We start from the raw sequence: 23274 nt of genomic DNA on the forward strand, positions 1-23274 counted from the left end.
GATTCCACCAGGCCGGCCCGCTCCAAGGAGTTCATATAGACCGATATGGTTGGCTGCGAAAGACCCGTCTTGGCCGCCAGGTGCGTCACGCACACCCCGTACTCCTCGCGGTCCGCAATGGGCTCGTACTCCGCGAAGGACTCCTCGGGCGTGCGCAACCACTCCATGATCTGGAAGCGCGTGGGGTTGCCGAGAAGTTTGAGGACGTCGACGAGCGATAAAGACATACTCCATGGTCTCACCACATACCGCCGCAGGCGCTGCCTCCAGCGTTTCGCATCCCCTCGCCGATGAAGCTACCGAGTGTGTGGCATCAGCTCTGGCTGCTCCGCGATCGCCCCAACCGCCCCGTGCGGTTCAGGCTGTGGCCTCATGCGAAGCGGCGACTCGCTGCTGACTTCCGCCACGCACAGTCTGGAAGGCAAGTGTGACTGCCTCCAATGCAGCAAGAGCGCTTCCCGTCCTCACCAGCGAGCGCCGATGAGCCTCGGTCAATACCCCGTCCGCCCCTGCGCGTGCTCCCGCGACGCAAAGCGTCGAGGCCGCGGCGCAACTTGGGGGACCTATGTTCCCAGCTCGCTCCGCGCTCAGATGTCCTGGCTGACGGTACCGGCCACGGTCGAGCTCCAGATGCTGGATCAGCTCGCGCGCTTTTGGTGGGAAGTATCCAACGCCGGCGACCCAGTGCGCTTCCCATGTCTCCCCGTCACCGAGGGGGAGGTTGAGTCGTCCGCCGCAGCCAGTCACAGCGACTCCGCCGTCTAGTGGACAGCTGGCCTGGATCGCGGGCGGTGGGAGGGCTGCACCCTCCCCCTAGTTCCTGGAGACTACCGGTCGACACAGATTCCCGACACCGCCACCTTTTGGAAGAGGTGGGGCGAGGCAACTGTTGAGTCAGGGTACTGGGCAAATTTGGCCTGGAAGCGCGGATCGCCGAAGGCGTTGCGGAAGGCCTCAACCGACTCCCAGATGGCGTAGTTGAGGAACACTCCGCTTCCGGCGATGCCTCGGTGCAGCTGGGTGGAGATGAAGCCCGGTTTGGTCTTCAGGTAGGCGGCATCGGCAGCCCAGGCGTCTAGCAGCTGGTCAGCGTCTTCTGTCGCGACCCGGAAGGTGTTGATGAGAACGACGGGCCCCACTTCATTGGAAAGTTGGCTGTTCAAGGTGACCCGGTCGTCCATCTCGCTGATCTGCAACATCATGGGCTCCTCTGGCTTGAACGGGCAGATATTGCTTGGATAGACGCATACTACGCCGCAGATCTAATGGCGCCGGCGTCAGTTCCTTGTCTCCCGTGCTTGGCGACGGCGCTGATCGAACTAGTGGTGATGACACTTCATGCCCTACACCTACATCGCTTCAATTCTCGGAATCGCAGAGGTGCCCGACACGTCTATCCGGTACTACCCCGGCAGGAGACCACACGCTCACCCTCTCACTCACGCCGTCCAGCCAGCCGCCGCGGGGTTCGCAATCAAGGATTCCCAGATAAGCCACCATTTCTCGATCGCCATAGACAACCAGCAGCCCGGGTTTGATCTCGTCGACACCGCCTTTGTCCAGCGCAAACCCGCAAAGGCCTCGGAGCGGTACCTCGGCCCTCAGCATACGCAGCATAATCCGACGCATTCGATGGTGCCGAAGCCTTCATCGGCCTCGTAAGCGGTGTCTTCGCCCACGCCCCGGAGGCGTCGTTGGAGGCCAACAGGGCTGTAGCCGAGGAGAACCTGGTCCTCGTGCACTCTCACTTGACGATGTTCCCAGGCGATCTCGGACTGGCAGTCATCGAGGTCATCCGCGTCGAGGAGGGGCTGATCACCGGGCACTGGGTAGCGGCACAATCATCGCTGAAGGATCGACTGCCCGTCATCGACTCATCAAGTGCAAGCATGAGGTAGGGAGGCGTAGGGCGCAGCCCTGAGTGCACCGGTGATACCGGCCCCACTCCTCGATTCCCATCCCGCTGTAGTTTTGGGGTTGGACGAGACGGTGTTCAGCGGGTCGGCCCCGGAACCCATGTGGCCGCTTTCCGGGTCTCAGGAGCACACCCCAGCCCAGCCATCAGATCCGGCAACTGGACCGCACATTGCGCCGAATTGTCCACAGCCAGAGAGGCAAACCGCCTCTGACTCGGGAAAACATGTTCCCGATGTGGGACTCGAACCGGACTCCAGCCCCTGAGAACACGTCACTCCCCGAAGACACCCGCAATCCGGCCCAGTCCGGCACCGGTACGGCTCAGTCCAAGACCCAGGGTGTGGACACTGTCCACACCCGCCCCCCCCCTAGAGGCCTTCCCAGACAGCCGCACTAAGTTCGATACGCTCGCACTGCCAGGAAGGAATGCAACTGGTTGGACAGCAGGTTCGAGGCCGATGGTGTCGAACAGCCGTGGGTTGGAGGCCGCCTCAGAACCACCATCTTCCGCTATAGGCCGGGGCCGGCTATTATTTGGGCAGATGCCCAAGGTGGTTGCCCAAACAAAGGTGGAGGAATGAGTTCGCCGACGTCGGCTGAGCGCGGTGTCGAGGTCCGTGGGCGGTTGCTTGCGGCCGCCGCGGAGCTGATCCCCCTGCTCGGCTGGCGTGGGGTGAGCACCCGGGTCGTGGCCCAGAAGGCCGGGGTGGCCCCGGGGCTGGTGCACTACCACTTCGACTCGGTGCAGTCGCTTCTCCGGCAGGCCGCTGTCGGGGTGATGGGGCAGGTGCTGGCCGCGGTCCCGCCTGTACTCTCAGGAGCAGAATCTGGGGAGAAGGCGATGGGGCAACTGCTCGCATCCTTCGAGGACTTCGACGGTACGGACTCGACGTCCCTCCTGTTCGTCGAGGCTTACCTGGCGGCGACCCGGGACTCCCAGTTGCGGGCGGAGCTCAGCCGCATCCTCGAGGAGGCGCGCCTTGCCCTGACGGCCTGGCTCGACGCGCAGGGCACACCGGCGCCGGCCGCAACGGCCGCCGTGCTGATAGCAACGCTGGACGGTGTGATGCTTCACCGCGCTGTGCAGCCGGCGATGACCACGGGGGAAATCGGGCCCGTGCTGCACCGACTGCTGGGTAACCCCGGCAACGGCAAAGAGGAGGCGGGGAGCGAGGGGCGATGAGAGCACTGATCTGCGGAGCCGGCATCGCCGGTCTCGCGATGGCGCAGCGGTTGACCGCCCACGGGTGGGAGGTCACTGTAGTGGAACGAAAGCCGCGTCCCCGGGAGCAGGGGTACATGCTCGACTTCTTCGGTTTGGGCTATGACGCGGCCGAGGCGATGGGGCTGCTTCCGCAGCTGCACAAGCTCGCCTATCCGATCGAGGAGGTGACCTACGTCGATGCATCGGGACGACCCCGCGCACGTATCGACTACGTGCGCGGAGCCCGACTGGCCGGAGGACGGCTGCTGACCCTGATGCGGCCCGATCTGGAACGAGTACTGCGTGAGCAGATCGCACCGGGGGCTAAGCTGCGCTACGGGTGCACAGTCGCGTCCCTGGAACTCCTGCCAGACAGCGTCCACGTAGTCCTGACCGACAGCACTGCCATGGAGGTCGATCTGCTGGTCGGCGCGGACGGCATTCACTCCACAATCCGTCAGATGGTCTTCGGGGATGAAGCGCAGTTCTTGCGCTATCTGGGCATACACACGGCCGCCTACATCTTCGACGACCCGTTGATCCGGCGACGCATCGGCGACCGGTATGCCCTCACCGACACGGTCGATCGTGGGATGGGGTTCTACGGGTTGCGCGACGGACGGGTCGCCGCGTTCGCCGTCCACCGCGACCCGGTCGCGGCGGTCCCGGCAGACACCCGCGCCGCGGTGCAACGTTCCTACTCCTCACTCGACTGGGTCGTACCCCACGCGCTGGAGAGCTGTCCGCCGCCGCGCGATCTGTACTACGACCTGGTCGCCCAAGTTGAGGTACCACGATGGCATCGCGGCCGCGTCGTCCTGCTCGGCGATTCCTGCCAAGCCGTCTCCCTGCTCGCCGGCCAGGGCGCCTCACTGGCGGTTGCCGGCGCCTACGTCCTCGGCGAACAGCTGATGGCCGCTGGCCTGGTCGAGGACGCCTTGATCCGATATGAGCAGGCATGGAAGCCGGTCGTCCAGGCCACGCAGGAAGCCGGCCGCCGCAGCGCGCAGTGGTTCCTGCCCTCCTCACGGTCGCGTCTGTGGCTGCGCCGTGCCGCGCTGACGCTGGCCGCCTTGCCCGGCTGGGACACGATCATCAGCGCCGGCTTGGTGGGCAAGACACCTCAGTCCCTGACCGACCTCGGCGCGAGCGGGCCGCGAGCCGTCCCGCCCACGTAGGACCAACCCCCGGACCCCAGAAAAGTGGTGTTCAGATCGGCTACTGGGTATCCCCGGACTATTGGGATGTCGTTATAGCCGAGAAGTGGACGAAGCACCTCGGGCATGAGCGCGGCTGGACGCCGCTTACGTTGAATACGCACAACGGGACGCGGGTGAGGACGGTGCTGACCGAGCTCGGGCCGGTTGAATTGAGGTCCCTGGAGGCCGGGACAGTGCCTTCGAGCCGGTGATCGTTCTGAAGCGAAAACGGCGTCTGGATGGAATTGATCAGATCGTGCTCCCGGCCCGCGGGTTGACCACCGGTGAAATCGCTGCGCACTTCAGCGAGGTCTGCGGAGCGAAGGTTTCCCAGGAAACCATCAGTCGGATAACTTCGGCTTCGCGAGAGAAGAGAGGCACCCCACCCAGGAAAACTCCAAAACAGTCACCAGACCCGGCACCCGGACCGCAGAATTGCGCCGGTTGTCCACAGTCAGAGAACAAAAGGGCCTCTAACTTGGGAAAACTTGTGCCCGAAGTGGGACTCGAACCGGACTCCAGTTCATGAATACTCGCCACTCCCCCGAAGACATCCGCAATCCGGCCCAATCCGGCCCAATCCGGCACCGGTACGGCCCAGTCCGAGGCCCGAACTGTGGACACTGTCGACACCCCCACTTCTCCCCACGAAGGCCTCCCCAGACCAGCCGCACCCCGCGGACAGGAGCGGCGCTTCTTCGCAGGACGAAGCGAAGCTACCGCCCCGGCTTCCACATCTGGTCCGCCATCGGCCCACAACCTCGGCGTGTCGCTGGACACCGTCTATCGGGCTATCGCCGGGCGCAAGACTAAGCAGTGCATAGCGATACGTCCCTTCCACCCAGTTGAACCTGAATGAGGCCAAGGCGCGTAACGCCTCGGCCCCATTTGGGTCACCTTATCGAGTGGCTTTTGCTTTGACGTGGTGCGGAGCGGTCTCGATCGAGCCAAAGCGGTTGATCAACACGCCCCCATGGACGTATCTGCCCGGTTCTCTGCACTCGATGGTTGTCGGCGCCGTGGCTTGCGGGCGTCTGGTCATCGAGCCCCTGGATGTGAGTCAGGACGCCGTTCTCGTACAGGCCACCGTCTTTTCTCCAGCAGGCAGGCAACTTGGCCGCTCCGGCGTGCCGCTCGAGCCGCTACTTCCTTCCTGGCATGATGAGTGCGGTGAGTGCAGCACTGCTGGCAAGGATGCCCGCCCCCACCCAGGTGGCAGTCTGCAGGCCGTTAGCTGTGGCTTCGACACTAACGGCGCCGGAGGTATTTATTGTCCAGGTTGCCAGGCCGATCAGAACGGCCAGTCCGAGGGCGGTACCGATCTGCTGGATGGTGGACATCAGTGCGGAAGCAACGCCCTGCTGACCTGCAGGGACACCTGCACCTGCCGATGCAAACAAGGGGGCGAAGCTCACGGCTTGGCCAATACCCAGCAGAGCGGTCCATGCAACCACCACCACCAGCGATGCGTCGGAGGTGAGGGACGAGGCGAACCCGGCAGTGCCCGCGGCGGCGATCAACAGCCCAAGAATCAGTGCGCCGCGAATGCCAAGGCGGTTGAGAGCAACCTTAGCCAGGGTCGAGGCAAGGAGTGCGGTAATGCCCCAGGGCAGGAATGCGAGCCCGGTAACCATTGCCGATGTGCCGAGCACGCTTTGGGTGAACAAAGTAAAGATGTAGTAGCTAGTGCCAATGGATCCCGTGAAGAGAACCATGGCAACCAATCCGCCCGTCAGCGTCCGGCTTCGAAACAGAGAGAGCTGCAGCAGCGGGTTGCTGACGGTTCTCTGTCGAAACAGGAACGCGGTAAGCAGAACGACGCCGGCGACGGCGGCACCAAGAACGGTCGCGTCCGCCCCACGAGTAGGAAGCTCGGCCAGGGCAAACACGATTCCAGCAACGCCGAGTGCAGCGAAAATCCCGCCCAAAAGATCCACCGAATGGCGTTCGGCATCGGAGTCTTCATGTGGAACCGCCCGCCAGGCTCCAACCAGACCCATAATGGCCAACGGAACCAGGAGCAGGAAAGTGGCCCGCCAGGTGAAGAAGGCCATCAGGATCCCGCCCAGGGCGGATCCGAGTGCGAGTCCCACCGCTCCTGCAGAGGCCCAGATCGCTAAGGCGCGGAAGCGGGCCGGCCCTTCTTCAAACGAGACAGCGATGGTTGCTAAGACGGCAGGAGAAAGCAGTGCGCCGCCGATACCTTGGAGCACCCGCCCGGAGAGAAGCAGGGCCGGGTTCACTGCCAGTGCGGCTGCAAGGGATCCGACAGCAAAAAGAGCTAGGCCCAGCAGGATCAGCCGGCGCCTTCCGAACACATCACCGAGCCGGCCGCCAAGCAGCAGCAACCCGCCGAAGGCAAGGGCATATGAACTCACCACCCACTGCAGCGCGGTTTCGGACATGCCCAGGTCTTCACCCATGTCAGGAAGGGCAACCAGCACAATGTTGTAGTCAAGGGCCAGGAGGAACTGGGCGAATGCCAGCAGGGGAAGCAGCAGCGGATGCCGTCTAGTAACAATTTGTAGAGACACAGGTGAACCTTTTCGAATAGAGTGGTAAATCACTCACCATAAAGAGAGCGATACGAGAACAAAGTGTGGGGGGAGGTTTGGGCCGTCGGCCCTGGGAATCTTGCCGGCGGCCCGGCGCAGTTAGGAAGGGAGGAGGCGGCTCAGTTCGGCATCGGCCCGACCCGGAGCTATGCCAGCAGCACCAAGAGTGTTCGCATACTGGGACCACGCGAAGTACGAACGAATATCAGCACCGCTAAGCCCCCGTTCAGAAAGATAGCGGGTTTGGTCCCGGTAGCATTGGCGCACCGCCGCTCCAATGGGTTCGACGTTCGATGCGGCCGCGGCGTGCAGTAGTACCATCGCCGCATCCTGGTCGGAGGGCGCGCCACTGTCGGAGGCCGACATCAGCGCTCTCAGTTCGCTGCCTGGCTCCACTCCGACGAGGGCGCGGGAAATCTCTTGCTCGAGCCTGCGGCGCACCTCGCCGATAACGGCTACAAAGAGTTCTTCCTTGTTAGCGAAGAGCCGGTAAAGGTAGGCCTGGGAGATGCCTGCCGCCCGGGCCACCTCGGTAGTGTTGGTCCCCCAATATCCGCGACCTGCAAAGGCGTGCGTAGCGGCCACTAGAACGTCACTGCGACGCTCTTCCGAGGTGCTGAGGGTGCGAGGCGGTGACATGTGAGTAATCTACCACTCTTCTGTGGGAGTTAGGAATCACGATGACCAGGACACCTGGGAGCAGTCGATGCATCAGTAGCCACCCCGGCATCGGCTTCCTACTACACCACGGTGCCTGAGACTCCAGCTCGAGCGTGAGCGGTGAGGGTCCGGTTTCCGGGTGAGCTGTCCCTTAGCTTTTGCATGAATGCGGAAAGTTGCTAGATGATCCTTCCGCAGCCGCTCCGTCGATGTAGCGCGTCAGCATACCGCTGTGTGGTTGGTCGACAGTGTTGCTTGAGGGCTCACTTTTCAGGGATGGTAGAACGATGCACATCGACGGCGCAGCATGATCAGCACCGTCCTTGCTGCACACCCTGTGCTCGTCCGCGTCCTGTTCTGGGTTGTCATCGCCGTTGGTGCCGTCCTCGCGTGGGTTCTGTATCGGATGAGGGCAAACAAATCTTTTGTCGTCCTAGTAATTTTAAGTTTCCTGGGGCCTCTCGTTCTGACGCTCTCACCCTCATCAGCTGAACCAGAGTTTTTCTGCACTATCCAGTTCTCTGTGCCGTTCCAAGGGGTCGATACCTTGGCCAATGTGGCGATGTTGCTACATCTTGCTCTCTTCGCGACACTGCTCTTCCGACGTCCCTTCCGGGTGTTCGCCGTTGTGTTTGGCCTATCTGTCCTCATAGAACTCACACAAGCACTGGTATCTGCCCTGGGACGTTCCTGCGATACAGATGACTGGTTCATGAATACCATCGGAGCAGCGTTGGGAGTCCTCACCGCGATCTGCATCATCGTCCTCGAAAAGCGGCGTGATCCCAAACTCTGAACGCGCCACATCCAGCATGACGGCATGTAAATCGGCCGTGGCCTTGGCCCCGACACCAGGGTCAACGCGGCATCAGTTCCGCATCAATTGCCGCACGAGGCCGGTCAACCTTCTCGCCGCTGCAGGAAAAGTATTCGACTGGCTCTGCAAGGTACTGGACAGATTCGGCCTACTCGCCGAGCTGTTGCTGGCCGAGTGTGACGATCGGGATCGCCGCTCCTCGACACGGCGGGTGAAGGCCGCGACCTTCCCGCGGGATAAGTGGCTTGGGCACTTTGATTTCGACGCGAACCCGAACATCAACGCCGCGGCCATCCATACTCTGGCGACCGGGGAGTGGATCCGCAGGGGCCAGCCCTGTGTCTGATCGGGGATTCCGGCACCGGCGAGTCTCACATGCTCATCGGCCGGGGTACCGCGGCGGCGGAGAAGGGGTACCGGGTCAACTACACGCTCGCCACCCAGCTCGTGAATGAACTGGTGGAAGCCGCCGACGAGAAGATGCTCGCGAAGACCGTCGCCCGCTACGGGAGAGACTCCTACCGCCTCGCCCACACTCTCGCCGCTCAGAACTGCCAGGAGTCATGTGACGGTCAAGCGGTCACATCTGCAGAAGTGTGGAGAGCTTTCGCCGCGTTGAGCAGGGAGGTGATCGCAGGTGAGGGCGGTCCTGCCGGCCAGGCGATGACGGTTGTGATCTCCGGTGCGTCGGTGACCGGCACGGCAACGTGTTCCTTCCATTGCCAGGCGCCGCTGGAGGCAGGGATAACGAGCAGCGTTTTGCCGAGAGCAACGAGCTGTGCGAGCTGGGACTGGGTATGAATTTCTGGTCCGGGGCCGTCCGGGTATGTCCCGTCGATTCGTGGCCATCGGGCCATGGGCAGGCCCGGCACCTCCGCAATGTCCTTGAGGAGAAGCTGGTCTCGTGATGCGAGCGGGTGCCCTGCCGGCAGGATCACGACCTGCCCCTCAGTGAAAAGCGGTTCGAAGTCGAACCCTGTGAGGTCATCGACTGGTACGTGCATCAGCGCAGCATCGGCCCGTCCACTGCGCAGCAGTCCCGCTTGTTCGCCTACCTCACAAAGCAAAACTTCAGGCGGTGCCATACCAACCTCACCCGCGCAGGCTTCCAGGAGCCGTTGCAACAAACGATGAGAAGCTCCAGCTTTCGAGGCCAGCACCAATGCCCGCCCTGCGTGCTGCGCCCGCTGCGTCCGTAGAGCCGCAGCCGAGACAGCTTCAAGGGCTGCCCTGGCCTCACGCAGAAGCACCCGTCCCGCGTCGGTCAAATCCACCCCGCGGCGATCACGATCAAAGAGGCGGACCCCGAGGCGTCGTTCAAGCTGACTGATTGCACGGGAAAGCGGCGGCTGAGCGATGCCGAGCTGGAGGGCTGCCCGCCCGAAGTGCAGCTGTTCCGCCACGGCCACAAAGTACCGCAGCTCCCGGGTCTCAAGGTCAATCACACAATCAACCCTACCGCTTGATACCTCCCGGGTATCACAGGGCACCCAGTCGGTCTTGGACGGAACACCTGGCCCGGACTCATGATGAAGACCATGAATAACACCAAAGTCGCGCTGGTTACCGGCGCCAATAAAGGCATCGGCTACGCGATCGCAGAAGGCATCGGCCGGTTGGGATACACAGTCATCGTCGGTGCCCGCGACGAAACGCGGCGCGACGACGCCGTCGAGAAGCTGCATGCCGCAGACACCGATGCATTCGGGGTGACCCTCGACGTGACGTCCGAGGCAAGCGTCGCTGCAGCGGCTAAAACCATTGAGGAAAGGGTCGGGCGGCTCGATGTCCTCATCAACAACGCTGGCATCTCCGGGCGAGCCGAAGCCGGAGCGCAGGACCCGACAACCCTTGATCTAGGTGTGATGCAGACCGTGCTCGAGACGAACGTCTTCGGAGTGGTGCGGGTAACCAATGCGATGCTGCCCCTTCTCCGGCGCGCTACCTCGCCGCGCATCGTGAACATATCCAGCAACATGGGTTCCCTGACACTGCAAACCGGTCCGATCCTGGCCGCCTACGCTTCATCTAAATCAATGCTCAACAGCATCACGACACAGTATGCACGCGCCTTCAACGACACAAATATCATCATCAATGCTGCCTGCCCCGGCTACGTGGCCACCGACTTCACCGGATTCAACTCACCGCGCACGGCCGACCAAGGGGCTGTGATTGCGTTACGCCTGGCCACCCTTCCAGATGACGGCCCCCGCGGCGGCTTCTTCGACGACGGCGGAGTCGTGCCCTGGTGACTCACCACCTGCCCCACACCGACAACTGCGACCCGTGAAGTCCTGACAGGAACTCACCGAGCCAGTCTCCCAGCATCAAACAACCTATCAGCGTCGTGCCGTACGAGGATCCCATCTGGGACTCCATGCGGCTGCCCATCGCCGGGCTTACTGTGCTCGACAACGAGTACCGAGCAATGACAATTGCCGACTCGATGTGGAGCCTGCGCGGCGATGCTTCTTGACGGTGCTTCTCGAAGCCCTACCTTGATTGGATGGCCATGACAGAGCATCCTTCCCTGATTCCTACGGGCACCTGCTGGTGCGGCTGCGGCGAAGAGGTCGGCCTGGGCGCGTTCTTCGCTCGGGGTCACGATGACGTCGCCGAGGCGGCGCTCCTCGCAACCAGGTATGACGGCTCAGTTGCTCAATTGCTCCATGGCCATGGAGACGCGTCAGGTGGGGCCGCTGGAGTGCACTTCAGCACGCAATGCGGACTCCGGCACGCACGGCGGCGGCAGCGCCGGAAAAATCCTGAAGAAAATCCTGGCCTAGCTGTCGATCCGGCGGCAGGATGTTCGTCGTCGTTAATGACGGAGCCGGACAGGCCGGCCCGCGACCCAGTGCAGGAGGCAGTTCCATGGCCAAGTACGCAATCCTCATCTACGAAGACCCGGCGTTCTACGCGAACGCGTCGCCTGAGGCGTGGGGCGCGGTGATCGACGCGCACAACGCGTTCACCAAGCAGGTCTTCGAGCTCGGTGGGTCTCTCGCTGGCGGGGAGGCGCTCGCGCCCACGACGACGGCCACCACGATCAAGGGTGCCAGCACGGTGACGGACGGCCCGTTCGTCGAGACCAAGGAGGCCTTCGGCGGCTTCTACGTCGTCGAGGCGCGCGACCTCGACCACGCAGTCGAGATCGCCAAGCTGTGCCCGGCCCCCGGCGGCGGCGTCGAGGTTCGCCCGGTCGTGGACCCGACGACGAACCCGTTCTGATCGCTCCCAGCGACGAGCCGACCGCGTCCGCCACGAAGGCGGACGTGGTCGCTGCCGCGCTGGCGCAGGCCCACCGCTCCGAGTGGGCCTTCGTGCTGTCCGCCACGGTGCGCGTCGCGGGGGACCTGGACGTCGCGGAGGAGTGCGCGCAGGAGGCGTACGTCAGCGCGCTGCAGGCCTGGACCCGGGATGGCGTCCCGGAGCGGCCCGGCGCGTGGCTGACCACGGCGGCGCGGAACCATGCGCTGGACCGGTTGCGTCGCGAGGTCACCCTCCGGCGCAAGCTCCCGCTGCTCGTGGAGCCGGTGACCGTCGATCCGCACGACCCGGCCGACCTGGACTGGCCCGACGCCGCGGTGCCGGACGACCGGCTCCGGCTGGTGTTCACCTGCTGCCACCCCACCCTCGCCCCCGAGGCCCGAGTCGCCCTCACCCTGCGCCTGGTCTGCAACGTTCCCACGCCCGACGTCGCCCGGGCCTTCCTGGTGTCCGAGCCGACGATGGCGGCACGGATCACCCGGGCCAAGAAGAAGATCTCCGCAGCGCGGATCCCCTACCGGGTTCCGGGCCGGGCGGAGCTGCCTGAGCGCCTGGACAGCGTGCTCACCGCCGTCCACCTGCTCTTCAGCACCGGCCACACGGCCGGCGAGGGGGACGCGCTCGTCCGTGAGGAGCTCTGCGACCGGGCCCTGCACCTCGCGCGCACCCTCGCCGCGCTGCTCCCCGAGCAGGCCGAGACCCGCGGCCTGCTGGGCCTGCTGCTCCTCACCGACGCGCGCCGGGCCACCCGGACCGACGAGCAGGGCCGGCTGCTCCTGCTCGCCGACCAGGACCGGACGCGCTGGGACCAGCGCGCGATTCTGGAGGGGCTCACGGTGACGGCCGGGGCGCTGGCGTCCGGCCCACCGGGGCGGTTCACCCTGCAGGCGGCGATCGCCGGCGTGCACGCGATGGCGCCGTCCCTGGAGCAGACCGACTGGCCGCGCGTCGTGCACCTCTACGACCGGCTGCTGGAGGTGTGGAACACCCCGGTGGTCGCGCTCAACCGGGCCGCCGCCGTGGCGTTCGCCGACGGTCCGGCCGCCGCCCTGCCGCTCCTCGACGAGCTGGCGACCGATCCCCGGCTCGCCGACTACCCCTACCTTCCCGCCACCCGCGCCGACCTGCTGCGCCGCCTCGGCGACGCCGCCGGTGCGGCTCAGTCGTACCGGCGCGCGATGGAGCTCACGGCGAACGCCGCGGAGCGCGCCTTCCTGGAGCAGCGCCTGGCCGAGGTCAGCCGCGCCGCCGGCGCCGAGCCCGCGCCCGGCTGAGGACGGCGGGCTCGGCGGTACCGCTCCGAGGCCTCGCCCGGGGCTCCCGCGTCGCGCCCCTGGCTCGGGTTCTCCCCCAACGGCCCCGGATTCCATATGGAGCAAGTAGCAGCGCGCTAACTCAGAAGCAGCGTCCCGCTGGAGGAACGGCATACGGGCGGTTGTTTCATCGACGTAGAACCGCCGTCTACGGGCATCATGTGCAGATGAAGCCCGATGCTCGGACAGCGCCATTCATCAAGGTACGACTTCACTCCGACCTTGCCTTGCACTCATCAAACGGCCGTGGCTTCTCTGATGAGAACACCTATGGTGAGACAGATTGCTGAGACTTGTGGAGGTGCAGGCAACGCCGCCCGGGCGCTTGAACATCAGTCGTTAAGGCTCACGCCCGTCAGTCTGATTAAGGGATCCTTTACTGAGATACGGGCCGCCCCATAGTTGCCGATCGGATCTCGAGAGTTGCCGATCGGATCTCGAGGCAGTCGGTGCCTCTACTAGGTGATGTCCGCCCTAAAGTGGGTATGGGTGGAGGACCCTGGCAGTGAAGTCTGCCAACTGTGTCCGCATCTGTTCGGGTGATACCCGCTCCTTGCCCGCTAGGTGATCTACAAGATCGGCTCGGGTGACGGCAAGCAGTGCGTGAGCCGTGAAGTCGCTGTGGGTCATACCGGGAATCTGCTCCAGCATGAGCTGGAGCAGATCATGCCATCGGTCGTAATTCTCTGCCCGGTAGGGGCCCAAATCCGCTCCTTCCTCTAGGGCCAGTGCGAGGTGGCGGTTGTCGAGCTTAAAGCACAGCAAGGCGTCGAGCACTGCGGGAATGCGCTGTTGCGGGGGGGCACCAGGCCCTAAGGGAGGTGGACCGGCTGTAATGGCGTCCATGGTTACTTCGAGCCGCACCTCGGACAGCGCCCGAATCAGCCCCGCACGATCGCCAAATGCTCGAAAAATCGTTGCTTTGCCGACGCCGGCCGCTGCGGCAACGTCGGCCATGGTGACGCCCTTCGAGCTGTCGTAGTCATGGAAAAGGGTGTCGGCGGCAGCGAGAACGGCCGAACGGTTACGGACGGCATCCTTACGAGGCTTGCGTTCGGTCATACGACTCTCCTTGCAATGCGGACCGCTGGTCCGTATTGTTCTTAATCCGGACCGTGGGTTCGATTTCGATATTAGGAGAGTACTCATGTCTATGCCCATCCCGCCGGCGGACACGTTCCGCAACGGTTTGCAACTGCTCCTGGACAAGAACGTCCCCGCTTGGGTCGAGCTGTGGGCCGAAGACGGACAAATGGAGTTTCCCTTCGCCCCCACCGGCTGGCCCACGCATCTGGCTGGGAAGGAGGCCATCGCCGCGTACATGCGGAACTACCCCGACCACATCGACCTGGAGGACATTCCCGACCTCGTGATTCATGAGACCTCCGACCCGGCGACCATCGTGGTGGAGCTGCGTGCTACCGGACGCATGGTGAAAACGGACAGCCCGTACGACATGACCTATATCGCCGTCGTCACTGTTCACAACGGCTGCTTCACCTCCTACCGCGACTACTGGAACCCCCTCGCCGTCTCCACGGCCGGCACCGACTTTAGGACCAACTGATGACCACCGGCACTGCATTGATCATCGGTGCCAGCGGCACCACCGGCACCCGCATCGTGGCCCAACTGGCTGCCGCGGGCTACCGGGCCAACGCCGCCAGCCGGCGCGCCACTGCCGTCGCAGGAGCGACGCCGGTCGCTTTTGATTGGTATGACCCGTCCACCCACTTCGACGCCCTCGACGGGGTTGACCGCGTCTACCTCATACCGCCCTTAGGTGAATCTGACCCAGCGTCAGTCATGCTGCCGTTCCTCAAACAGGCCCGCGCTGTGGGTGTACTCCGCGCCGTGCTGCTGAGCTCCTCAGCCATTGCCCGAGGCGGCCCAGCGGTGGGGATGGTGCACGATGCTCTGCCTGATCTATTTGATCAGTGGGCGGTGCTGCGGCCCTCATGGTTCATGCAGAACTTCACTGGAACGCACCCACATGCCACGAGCATTCGGGACCATGGCACCATTTGGACAGCTGCAGGCGACGGCCGAGTCGGATTCATCGACGCCGGGGACATTGCATCGGTGGCAGTTCACGCGCTGACCGACGAAGAGGCACCCAATGATGAACTCATCCTTACCGGACCCGAAGCACTGAGCTTCGATGATATCGCTACCAGGATCACCGAAATAAGTGATCGACCAGTAGCGCACCGTCGTTTATCTTACGATCACATGGTCGGTCGCCTGAGTGCGCTCATGCCTGAATCCTTTGCGACGATGCTGACCGACATGGACGTAGCCATCGCAGAAGGATCCGAAGACCGCGTCACCGATACCGTTCAGCGGCTCACCGGCCAGTTCCCGCGCAGCTTCCGTGACCTCCTGGCAAAGGAGACGCCATGGAACCATTGAGGCGTGGGTTGAGGGTGCATATGTACTGATTCGCCTGAGTGGTGGTCTTGCAACAACACAGTCTTGCTCTGCCTGTCCAGGTACATATAGCGGCCGCACTATCATTTTGGTTCCACCGTCGATCGGCCCGCGGGCTTCTTCGGGCGCGGGATGAGTCTTTACGCCGCCGCCTCAACATCTTCCGGGATGATGCGGCCACTTGCTACCGCAATGAATACGAGGGTGGCCACGACGGCGAAAATGAGCGCGCCAATGCGTGCCCAGGGATTGTCTTCCCACTCTGAGGGCCGGCCCACCGCGATGAAGTACGACTCGTCCTCGGGATCCACCACATACTGCACAGGTGCGCCTACCGAATCATCGGACAGCACGAAGGAGTAGTCCAGGATCTGCTCCTGAGGCACTGGAAGGGCTGCCCTTCCTGGCTATCGAGCATGTGGGTTCCACCGCGGTGCCCGGCCTGTCGGCCAAGCCGATCCTGGATATCGACATCATCGTCGACCGAGGGGTGGTTCCCGCGGCGGTCCGGGCGCTCGAGGCCGCCGGCTACCTTCACCGCGGTGACCTCGGGGTAAGGGACCGCGAAGCATTCACCTCCCCCGACGAGCAACCGGCCCGCAACGTGTACATCTGCGTCGCCGGCGGCCTGCCCCCGCGGAACCATCTGGCGGTCCGCCACGCACTGCGGGCCGACCCCGCACTGCGTGCCGACCCCGGGCTGCGCGAGCGCTACGCCGCAGTGAAATCCCGGCTCGCGGCCGAGCCAAACATGGACATCCACCAGTACCTAGCTGGAAAGTCCGCGGTGCTGCAGGACATCCTGGCCGGCTCCGACCTCACAGTCGCCGAAAAGAACGAGATCTACAAGCTCAACGCCGGTCCATAAGGCGGGATTGCTCCCAGGGCCGGATGCCGAACTGCCCCACGTCGCGTTCGGCCCGCCCGGAGAACCGCCCGCCGAGGGATCCCTCGGTGCGCCTAGCGGCCGTCGTGGTTCCCGGTCGTTGGCGCGATGCTTTGCAGGCGGCTCAGGGTGGGTGGGGCGCTGCGCCGGCCAACGACCAACCAGGAAGCCGGACCGAGGATGGGGAAAGCGAGCACGATCAAGACCCATACGGCCTGCGCCTCACTGGCCAGGTGGCGGGACCGCGCGATGCTGATGAGCGCCACCACGACAATAGTGACGGCCAGCGCACCGGCTCCCTGCGCGGTGAGTTCCCACGCATTCGGAATCACCGGGTTCAAACTATCCTCGGCTGTTGCCACCATCTCGACCCCCATCGTTGCACTACTAAACACTCCGATGCTGCACCTACCTTAGCGGTACCGACAGCGGAGACCGCCCCGGGGTTTCCGTGACTTCTGGCCAGACGGAGCAGGCGGGGGCTCCTCTCCAAATGACAGGGTCTGAGGGCCGCCCCCGGATTCCACGTCGCCGCGTCCTGTGTGTCTGTAGCCGCCAGCGAGCAGACAGGAGGTTACCCCGACCTAGGTGTGCTCGTAGCGATGGTGCTCATCAGTCGCCAACCTACGGTGGCTCCCTCGCCTGAACTGCTCGAGGAGGATGACCACGTCAAAAACCTTCACCACAGTCATGCAGCTACCCGGCCGCTCCCCCGAAAACATCCCGAGTCCGGCCCGGTCCGGCTTCGGTACGGCCCGGTCCGAGACTCAAAGTGTGGAAAATGTCCACACCCCAGGCACTCAGGCCGATAGACCGGTGGCGGGCACCTCAGAGCGGAGATACTCGTCCTGCGTGCCTCGGGCGCATTCGACATTCCCAACGGCCGAACCACATCATCTGGTGTTGACCCGCTCGGGCGCTGGGCTGGAGGTGCCAACGGACATATAGGCGATTGATTGCTCAATCATTGTTCCAGGTTTAGGCTTTCAGGAAGCTCGCATGATGCCTTCGTCGTTTCTCGGTCAACGCTGGCTCCGAGCAGCCTGATACATCAAATCCCTAGTAGAAACTAGCGATAAACATGAAGGCTACGAGCGTGAGGACACTGCAAACTCAGCAGAACCGACATGGCATGAAATTACGGTTCAGATGCGTAGCGGTTGCATCGTCCATCCTGATGATGTTCGCAATCATTACCCCGACAACCGCGAGCGCCGTAGCGACGACCTCGTTAGTCATGGACAGCTACGTGCAGGCGGACAGAGCGACTTCGAACTTTGGGACCAGCACCCGTTTGTCTACAGAGGGCCGGGCATTTATCTGGCGGAACTCGCTCCTACGGTTCTCCGTGCAAGTTCCCGCTGGCGAACACGTCGTTTCAGCCAAACTTCGGGCGTATTCCGAGACCTCGACAACTTCCACTGAGTTCGTAGATGTCTTTACTACATCCGGTGGCTGGACAGAGAGGGGCGTCACGTGGAATAACGCACCGGCACGCGGGACATGGCTTGCGAAGGCTGGCAGATTCGCCGCCGGCTCCTGGGTTGAATGGGATGTGACCAAGGGCGTCAACGCCAAGGGCGGCGAGCAGAACTTCAAGCTGGAAAGCAACGCGCGGAAGTTGATCGCGTTCAAGTCAAAGGAATCGTCGAACCCCGCCCTGCGCCCAAGGCTGGTGGTGACGACTGCGCCTGACACGATAACCACGTCCCCGGAGGCGGCCGTAGTCCATGGGTGGGGCGCGCGTGTAACCGGGGACGAGTTCAATTACACTGGCGCGCCCGATGCCACGAAGTGGAATGTCTACAACAGCGCCGGCCACGCGGGCAACGGAGTTCGGAGTCCTCAGCAGGTTATCGTGGATGGTTCCAAGATGGTCATGACTGGAACCCCGGATGGCACGACTGCCGGGATGGGCGCGAAGTTCGCCAATCGGAAGTACGGGCGGTGGGAAGTCCGGGCGGCAGGGTCCGGTGATAACGAATACCATATGGTGTCCATCCTGTGGCCCGATAGTGAAAATTGGCCGTGTGACGGCGAGATCGACTACGCGGAGACGACTGGCGACTGGAACTCCATCTGGTTCTTCCACCACTATGGGTGCTCTAACCTGCAGACGTCGTCGTCCAGGTCTCTGGACGTTACGCAGTTCCACAACTACGCCGTTGACTGGTCTCCGCGCGGAATCGTGGGCTACGTCGATGGCGTGAAGTGGTTTGAAGACACCGACCCCGCGCACCAGCCTCCGGGCCCGATGCACCAGACCTTGCAACTGGACTGGTTCCCTGATATCACCGCCAACGGCTCCGGCGAGATGCGGGTGGACTGGGTCCGCGTGTACGCGGCGGGTTGACCACCACCATTTCAAGGACCCGTCATTGTCGCCCCGGTACTTCAACAGGGTAGCCAACCGGCTCGAGAAGAGACGCAGGAAACAGGACAGGAGACAGCCAGCAGGGTTGTCTATCCGCGGGGTTTTCGCGGCCCTGGGGAGGTCTCATTCGAGCATTTTCGAGGGAACTCGCGCGAAACGGCGGTCGGGCCGCCTACCGGGCAACGGCTGCTGATCACGCGGCCCATGTCGGGATGAGGCGGCCGAAGTTGAACCGGCTCAAGCAAAAACCGGTGCTGCTCGCCTGCACACACCCGGAACGACGCGGGATGCTGCGCAGACGATTGCGAGAAATGACATGAGCGTCGGTTCTCGCGGTCGCCTGCACGACCTCTCTCGGTCGCCCGCACGGGTGCAGACCTCGCGTGGTGGGTCAGCGTTCGTGTCATAGGCTCAAGCGCATGAGCAGATCACAGGATGAAGGATTCATGCGTGCCACATCAGGAGTCGGCATCGCCGCCGCGTCTCTCATCGGATCGATAGCATGGTTGGCCTCAAGTGCCATCAGCGCCATGGTTTCAACCGGCAGCTACTCCTCGATCGGGCGTGTTCTCTCGGTGGCCTTCCCACCGATCCTGCAAGTGACGTCGTACCCCATCATGTGGGTGATAATGATCCACATTCTTGCTGGGATCCTTTTCGCAGGCATCGCGGTTCTGCTGCTGCGCCTGCTGCTTCCCGGTGCGGCGTCAATGTCCGATGCCGGCCGACGGCGCGTGAGTATCTTCGTCACCATCTGGCTTGTAATGATCCTCGCCTCCTACCTCTCAAGTGCCGTGTCTGACCTTGCGCTCCTGGTATCTCATTGGGTCCCCGGGTTCTCAGCCCTGATGGAGGTAGGCGCCGCCTTAGCGCGACCCACGCCCTGGGGTGTGATCTGGGGTTGGCTGCCCGCTCTTGTGGGAATGATGACACTGATGCGGATCACCTCCGAACGAAGCACACCATCCCGGGAAGCCCAGACCGGGGGCTATGACACTCCGCAGGCCACGCCCGGCAGGAAAACGACCCCGATGATCGTAGGCCTCGTGGTAGTCGCGGCGACCGCCGTCGCGATCGCCTACCCCCTGGCAGATCAGGCCTCCCGTGCAGCCAACCCCGCACAGCCCATACCCGTACCGAGCACCGATCCGACCGTCATCGGCTCCCCTACCATCTCTTATGCGGTGGATCCGAACGTGCAGCCGGACTGGTGCTCACAGGACGTGCTGCTCGAACCCGGCTCTCAAGACGCCGCGACGGGTCACCGATTCCAGACCATCACCATCACGAACACCGGTGCGGCTTCGTGCGTCCTGGAGGGCTACCCCGATGTCGCCTTCGATGACGGCGGCGGAAACGCAATGGATGTGTTGATGGTCCGTGGCGGTTCGTTCCTCACAGACGACCCGGGACCTACCCGCATAATCCTTGACCCTGGCGCTTCCGCGGAGGCGTACCTGGGTTGGAGCGCCATTGCCGGGCAAAGCGAGTTGAGCGCCGGAACCATTCTGCTGGCGCCATACGCCGGAGCACAACGCCAACCCACACCCCTACCGCTCGATATCAACAACGGACAACCAGTCGCGATGACGGCCTGGGGGCCAGTCCGCACCGCTAACGGCAATTGATACACCAGGGCCCCCAGGGCCCACCCCCCATAAGAAACCACGTCCCGCCACCTCGAGAACAGCTGGCCGGCCCGACCTCCGCCGGGCACCGGGTCTATCGCAGTCGGACAAGGTTTCAGGTGTTCGAGTGATAACTCCACTGCAGAAAGAAGTGAGCATGGTGGCGATGTGAAAGCCGATCACGGGCCACACCCGGGAGACCACCCGGACCATAATTCGTGATGGTGGCCGCGGGTTGAGACCGCCTCAGTTTGATCAGGCGAACCGATATGGCCTTCAATCCGCTGCCTTCGATTCCCTGCACGTTATTGGCTGCTGTTGGGTATGTGGAGGGCAATTGGCCGCATCGAGTGGCTCGAGGAACAAGCACGTCACTGGATGCGTTAGGGTGGATGTATCAAGGGGAGTACTCCCGATTGCGATGGACCCGTCACTACGGATGCGCTGATGCATCCCGGGCCATCGGTACCGGTTCCGGCCGGGCGGAGGAGACCTTGGCGCCTTTAGTCCGACGCCTACCCCTATGGAGTTCCCTCATGCAGGTCACACCCCTGATCTGGTTAATCACCCTTGCCGTGACGATCCTCTTTTTCGTCTACGAGTTCTTCGCGCACGTGCGCAAACCACACGAACCGACCATCGGTGAGTCCGCCCGCTGGTCTGCCTTCTACATCGGCCTGGCCCTGCTGTTCGGCGTTGGTATCGGCGTCGTCTCCGGATGGAGGTTCGGTGGCGAGTACTTCGCCGGGTACCTGACGGAGAAGGCCCTCTCGATCGACAACCTGTTCGTCTTCCTCATCGTGATGACTGGCTTCGCGGTCCCCAAGAAGTACCAGCAGAAGGTGCTGATGATCGGCATCATCATCGCACTCATCCTGCGTGGTGGCTTCATCGCCATCGGCGCCGGCCTGATTGAGAATTTTTCCTGGATCTTCTACATCTTCGGCGCTCTACTGCTCGTCCTCGCCTACAAGCAGGCCTTCGGCAGCCACGACGCCAACCCTGCGGACGGCAGGTTTATGCAGCTCGTCCGCCGCGTCCTGCCCGTCACCGACGAGTACCACGAGGACAAGCTCACTGTGACCAAGGGCGGCACGCGGTACGTCACGCCGATGCTGCTCACCATCATCGCGATCGGCTTCGTGGATCTGATCTTCGCCGTCGACTCCATCCCGGCGATCTACGGCCTCACCAACGAGGCGTACATCGTCTTCACCGCCAACGCCTTCGCCCTGATGGGCCTGCGCCAGCTGTTCTTCCTCATCGGCGGGCTCCTCGAGCGCCTGGTCTACCTGGCGCAGGGTCTCGCCGTCATCCTGGGGTTCATCGGCGTGAAGCTCGTGTTTCACGCCCTGCACGTCAACGAGCTGCCCTTCATCAATGGCGGCGAACAACTCCTCTGGGTGCCCGAGATCCCTATCTGGCTTTCGCTGCTCTTCATCGCCGCGACCGTCCTCGTCGCCACTGTTGCCAGCCTAATCAAGACCAGGGGCGACGGCGTGAAGAAGGACCGTGCGCGGGTCGAAGGCGAGCCGGTCGTCACGGCCGACGCCAAGGATGCGGACATCGAGTCCGGGCTCGACGACGACAAGAGCACCGCGATCACGCTGAAGTAAGCGCACGATGACGACCGTCCCGGTCTCCTGCTTCAGGAGGCCGGGACGTTTCGCACCACTCCTCATCAGCAAAGGCGCTCGGTAGCCGACAGCACCCAGGTCGGTTTCGGTCCAGCAGGGACACTAGGTCTGCACGAACGCGTCCAGCTCGAGCTCGTGAATCTCCATGAGTTCCGGTCGGGTGAGTCGCCCTGCGATAGCAGCCCACCCGCGTTACGACGTGAGGTGATTCGTCCTGGTAATTCGGGATTACGCACACTGCCTGAACGTTCAGCGATCCCAGCTGATGAGCATTCTCGTCATGAGCCGGTTCCCCACCGCTTGCGCTGCATTTGAAACCTTTGTGCCAGCACGCCCCGATAGAAAGCGATGCACGTTTACCTGCACGATGAGAGTGTAGGCAAACGTGCTACCTGGGCACCTTAAGCCGAACTCTGGTCCGTTCCGCGGTGTCCCGAACCTGACGGTAGTCCTGAACGTAGTAGTCCCTGACGTGTGCGCTGGCCTTCTTGGTGTCGGCCAGAATATCGTGCAACATCGCTCCCCCTGATTTGTCGGCGGCTATCCGCCCTCGTCACCATAGCTGCAATCGCGCCACAGCCTGTGGCGTGAGAAGACATTTGGTCATCAGCGCATGTTCCCTCCGGGACCACATTCTGAACCCTGAAGGATCAATGCCGCTTCACCTGCCGCCAGTGCTACCGTCGCTCGATTCGGTCGCGGTCTCCTTAGCTGCGGCCCTCCGGAGAACGTCGCGCGCTATCCGAGGCGCCCTACTCCTACACTCTTCGGTCTCATCAAAGGTTCTATTCGGCTTTGCTGAAAATACTCGAAGTGACACCCACTGCTGAGACAGGAGACGGACGTCAGCTTCTTCGGCACTGCTGGAGCTCGCTGACTGGCCTCCGAGCCATACGACCATCCGGTCAAAGGATCCTTTGATGAGAAGTTAGCTCACACAGTGATCTCATCCCTGGGCTCCAAGATGACGGGATCCACTCCCAGCTCACGGGCGCCTTGCTCAAAGCGAAGCGCAGCATCAGGTGTTTCGGAGTAGAGCGGAGGCCTGTCGAGACCGTAATGAATCGGGATGGCTATGCACCCGGTAAGTGCATCGGCGAGGGGATGCGAAACGCTGGAGGCAGCGCCTGCGGCGGTATGTGGTGAGACCATGGAGTATGTCTTTATCGCTCGTCGACGTCCTCAAACTTCTCGGCAACCCTACGCGCTTCCAGATCATGGAGTGGTTGCGCACGCCTGAGGAGTCCTTCGCGGAGTACGAGCCGATTGCGGACCGCGAGGAGTACGGGGTGTGCGTGACGCACCTGGCGGCCAAGACGGGTCTTTCGCAGCCAACCATATCGGTCTATATGAACTCCTTGGAGCGGGCCGGCCTGGTGGAATC

At 63.1% G+C, this 23274-nt stretch carries 23 protein-coding genes and 2 pseudogenes; 17 read left to right on the forward strand and 8 right to left on the reverse strand.

Translation table 11 applies throughout. The features are described 5' to 3' along the window. Together GVV86_RS17955 and GVV86_RS17960 are read right to left on the reverse strand one after the other, a co-directional pair. Positions 1–227 (reverse strand): ArsR/SmtB family transcription factor (locus GVV86_RS17955; RefSeq protein ID WP_159803611.1); only part of this gene is annotated, 227 nt, incomplete at its 3' end. Positions 228–827: 600 nt separating this feature from the next. Further along, entirely contained in the window at positions 828–1202 is a 375-nt protein-coding gene (locus tag GVV86_RS17960) for an antibiotic biosynthesis monooxygenase family protein (RefSeq protein ID WP_201291521.1), read from the reverse strand. Between the two features lie 136 nt (positions 1203–1338). Here GVV86_RS17960 and GVV86_RS17965 point away from each other — a divergent pair, with 136 nt between their 5' ends. The 5 genes and pseudogenes from GVV86_RS17965 to GVV86_RS17985 form a co-directional block, all read left to right on the forward strand. Then, positions 1339–1662 carry a hypothetical protein gene (locus GVV86_RS17965; protein ID WP_159803612.1) on the forward strand — a complete coding sequence of 108 codons (324 nt, stop codon included), beginning with the start codon at positions 1339–1341 and terminating at the stop codon, positions 1660–1662. Continuing rightward, positions 1650–1898, forward strand: coding sequence for a hypothetical protein (locus GVV86_RS17970; RefSeq protein WP_343033089.1), 249 nt, complete (start codon positions 1650–1652; stop codon positions 1896–1898). The genes GVV86_RS17965 and GVV86_RS17970 overlap by 13 nt, the downstream gene beginning before the upstream one ends. Before the next feature lie 596 nt (positions 1899–2494). Then, positions 2495–3100: a TetR/AcrR family transcriptional regulator gene (locus GVV86_RS17975; RefSeq protein WP_159803613.1), complete on the forward strand. Its 606-nt coding sequence runs from the start codon at positions 2495–2497 to the stop codon at positions 3098–3100. Further along, a complete protein-coding gene (locus GVV86_RS17980) occupies positions 3097–4299 on the forward strand; it encodes an FAD-dependent oxidoreductase (RefSeq protein WP_159620571.1) in 1203 nt (400 codons plus the stop codon). Before GVV86_RS17975 ends, GVV86_RS17980 begins: the two co-directional genes overlap by 4 nt. A 134-nt stretch (positions 4300–4433) precedes the next feature. Next, a pseudogene (locus tag GVV86_RS17985) lies at positions 4434–4675 on the forward strand (transposase); the annotation flags it as partial. A gap of 787 nt (positions 4676–5462) precedes the next feature. Here the strand turns inward: GVV86_RS17985 and GVV86_RS17990 are convergent. Continuing rightward, positions 5463–6854, reverse strand: coding sequence for an MFS transporter (locus tag GVV86_RS17990; protein ID WP_159803614.1), 1392 nt, complete (start codon positions 6852–6854; stop codon positions 5463–5465). A gap of 120 nt (positions 6855–6974) precedes the next feature. Further along, positions 6975–7514 (reverse strand): TetR/AcrR family transcriptional regulator, encoded by a 540-nt coding sequence (locus GVV86_RS17995; RefSeq protein ID WP_159803615.1) that lies wholly within the window; start codon positions 7512–7514, stop codon positions 6975–6977. Between the two features lie 328 nt (positions 7515–7842). On the opposite strand from GVV86_RS17995, the gene GVV86_RS18000 reads away from it, so the two are divergent. Continuing rightward, positions 7843–8331, forward strand: a complete 489-nt coding sequence (locus GVV86_RS18000) for a VanZ family protein (protein ID WP_159803616.1) — start codon at positions 7843–7845, stop codon at positions 8329–8331. A gap of 166 nt (positions 8332–8497) precedes the next feature. After that, positions 8498–8865: pseudogene (locus GVV86_RS18005) on the forward strand (ATP-binding protein); the annotation flags it as partial. Between the two features lie 59 nt (positions 8866–8924). Here GVV86_RS18005 and GVV86_RS18010 read toward each other — a convergent pair. Next, positions 8925–9797 carry a LysR family transcriptional regulator gene (locus GVV86_RS18010; protein WP_159620564.1) on the reverse strand — a complete coding sequence of 291 codons (873 nt, stop codon included), beginning with the start codon at positions 9795–9797 and terminating at the stop codon, positions 8925–8927. A gap of 93 nt (positions 9798–9890) precedes the next feature. On the opposite strand from GVV86_RS18010, the gene GVV86_RS18015 reads away from it, so the two are divergent. The 3 genes from GVV86_RS18015 (at position 9891) to GVV86_RS18025 (ending at position 12896) form a co-directional block, all read left to right on the forward strand. Further along, entirely contained in the window at positions 9891–10607 is a 717-nt protein-coding gene (locus tag GVV86_RS18015) for an SDR family oxidoreductase (RefSeq protein ID WP_159803617.1), read from the forward strand. A gap of 619 nt (positions 10608–11226) precedes the next feature. After that, a complete protein-coding gene (locus GVV86_RS18020; RefSeq protein WP_159620560.1) occupies positions 11227–11583 on the forward strand; it encodes a YciI family protein in 357 nt (118 codons plus the stop codon). A gap of 44 nt (positions 11584–11627) precedes the next feature. Then, the gene (locus GVV86_RS18025) at positions 11628–12896 is read left to right on the forward strand and encodes an RNA polymerase sigma factor (RefSeq protein ID WP_246670047.1); all 1269 of its coding nucleotides are present in this window, start codon (positions 11628–11630) and stop codon (positions 12894–12896) included. A gap of 513 nt (positions 12897–13409) precedes the next feature. Here GVV86_RS18025 and GVV86_RS18030 read toward each other — a convergent pair. After that, positions 13410–13997 carry a TetR family transcriptional regulator gene (locus tag GVV86_RS18030; protein ID WP_159803618.1) on the reverse strand — a complete coding sequence of 196 codons (588 nt, stop codon included), beginning with the start codon at positions 13995–13997 and terminating at the stop codon, positions 13410–13412. An 85-nt stretch (positions 13998–14082) separates the two neighbouring features. On the opposite strand from GVV86_RS18030, the gene GVV86_RS18035 reads away from it, so the two are divergent. Beyond that, on the forward strand, positions 14083–14502 hold the full coding sequence (locus tag GVV86_RS18035; protein ID WP_159803619.1) for a nuclear transport factor 2 family protein: 420 nt from the start codon (positions 14083–14085) through the stop codon (positions 14500–14502). Then, the gene (locus GVV86_RS18040; RefSeq protein WP_201291522.1) at positions 14502–15347 is read left to right on the forward strand and encodes an NAD(P)H-binding protein; all 846 of its coding nucleotides are present in this window, start codon (positions 14502–14504) and stop codon (positions 15345–15347) included. Before GVV86_RS18035 ends, GVV86_RS18040 begins: the two co-directional genes overlap by 1 nt. A 158-nt stretch (positions 15348–15505) precedes the next feature. Here the strand turns inward: GVV86_RS18040 and GVV86_RS18045 are convergent, their stop codons facing one another. Beyond that, positions 15506–15751: a hypothetical protein gene (locus tag GVV86_RS18045; protein WP_201291524.1), complete on the reverse strand. Its 246-nt coding sequence runs from the start codon at positions 15749–15751 to the stop codon at positions 15506–15508. On the opposite strand from GVV86_RS18045, the gene GVV86_RS18050 reads away from it, so the two are divergent. Further along, positions 15691–16233, forward strand: coding sequence for a GrpB family protein (locus tag GVV86_RS18050; RefSeq protein WP_159803621.1), 543 nt, complete (start codon positions 15691–15693; stop codon positions 16231–16233). The two genes, GVV86_RS18045 and GVV86_RS18050, sit on opposite strands and share 61 nt — an antisense overlap. 92 nt (positions 16234–16325) lie before the next feature. On the opposite strand, the gene GVV86_RS18055 is transcribed toward GVV86_RS18050, so the two are convergent. Next, on the reverse strand, positions 16326–16583 hold the full coding sequence (locus tag GVV86_RS18055; RefSeq protein ID WP_159803622.1) for a PLD nuclease N-terminal domain-containing protein: 258 nt from the start codon (positions 16581–16583) through the stop codon (positions 16326–16328). A gap of 848 nt (positions 16584–17431) precedes the next feature. On the opposite strand from GVV86_RS18055, the gene GVV86_RS18060 reads away from it, so the two are divergent. The 4 genes from GVV86_RS18060 to GVV86_RS18075 all read left to right on the forward strand — a co-directional run. After that, the gene (locus GVV86_RS18060) at positions 17432–18604 is read left to right on the forward strand and encodes a CBM96 family carbohydrate-binding protein (protein ID WP_425513945.1); all 1173 of its coding nucleotides are present in this window, start codon (positions 17432–17434) and stop codon (positions 18602–18604) included. A 467-nt stretch (positions 18605–19071) separates the two neighbouring features. Beyond that, on the forward strand, positions 19072–20253 hold the full coding sequence (locus GVV86_RS18065; protein WP_159620551.1) for a DUF4232 domain-containing protein: 1182 nt from the start codon (positions 19072–19074) through the stop codon (positions 20251–20253). 536 nt (positions 20254–20789) lie between these two features. Further along, on the forward strand, positions 20790–21869 hold the full coding sequence (locus tag GVV86_RS18070; RefSeq protein ID WP_159620550.1) for a TerC family protein: 1080 nt from the start codon (positions 20790–20792) through the stop codon (positions 21867–21869). Between the two features lie 1178 nt (positions 21870–23047). Then, positions 23048–23274, forward strand: a 227-nt coding sequence (locus GVV86_RS18075; protein WP_159803611.1) for an ArsR/SmtB family transcription factor, incomplete at its 3' end; no start/stop codon positions are given.

The sequence above is a fragment of the Arthrobacter zhaoguopingii genome (genome assembly GCF_009828595.1).
Classification (GTDB): domain Bacteria; phylum Actinomycetota; class Actinomycetes; order Actinomycetales; family Micrococcaceae; genus Arthrobacter_D; species Arthrobacter_D zhaoguopingii.

Coding starts and splice junctions, on each gene's coding strand:
- GVV86_RS18060 (WP_425513945.1), top strand. CDS start 17,432: ATGTTCGCAATCATTACCCCGACAACCGCGAGCGCCGTAGCGACGACC.
- GVV86_RS17975 (WP_159803613.1), top strand. CDS start 2,495: ATGAGTTCGCCGACGTCGGCTGAGCGCGGTGTCGAGGTCCGTGGGCGG.
- GVV86_RS18000 (WP_159803616.1), top strand. CDS start 7,843: ATGATCAGCACCGTCCTTGCTGCACACCCTGTGCTCGTCCGCGTCCTG.
- GVV86_RS18035 (WP_159803619.1), top strand. CDS start 14,083: ATGTCTATGCCCATCCCGCCGGCGGACACGTTCCGCAACGGTTTGCAA.
- GVV86_RS17995 (WP_159803615.1), bottom strand. CDS start 7,514: ATGTCACCGCCTCGCACCCTCAGCACCTCGGAAGAGCGTCGCAGTGAC.
- GVV86_RS17980 (WP_159620571.1), top strand. CDS start 3,097: ATGAGAGCACTGATCTGCGGAGCCGGCATCGCCGGTCTCGCGATGGCG.
- GVV86_RS18020 (WP_159620560.1), top strand. CDS start 11,227: ATGGCCAAGTACGCAATCCTCATCTACGAAGACCCGGCGTTCTACGCG.
- GVV86_RS18070 (WP_159620550.1), top strand. CDS start 20,790: ATGCAGGTCACACCCCTGATCTGGTTAATCACCCTTGCCGTGACGATC.
- GVV86_RS18030 (WP_159803618.1), bottom strand. CDS start 13,997: ATGACCGAACGCAAGCCTCGTAAGGATGCCGTCCGTAACCGTTCGGCC.
- GVV86_RS18065 (WP_159620551.1), top strand. CDS start 19,072: ATGCGTGCCACATCAGGAGTCGGCATCGCCGCCGCGTCTCTCATCGGA.
- GVV86_RS17960 (WP_201291521.1), bottom strand. CDS start 1,202: ATGATGTTGCAGATCAGCGAGATGGACGACCGGGTCACCTTGAACAGC.
- GVV86_RS18015 (WP_159803617.1), top strand. CDS start 9,891: ATGAATAACACCAAAGTCGCGCTGGTTACCGGCGCCAATAAAGGCATC.
- GVV86_RS17965 (WP_159803612.1), top strand. CDS start 1,339: ATGCCCTACACCTACATCGCTTCAATTCTCGGAATCGCAGAGGTGCCC.
- GVV86_RS18040 (WP_201291522.1), top strand. CDS start 14,502: ATGACCACCGGCACTGCATTGATCATCGGTGCCAGCGGCACCACCGGC.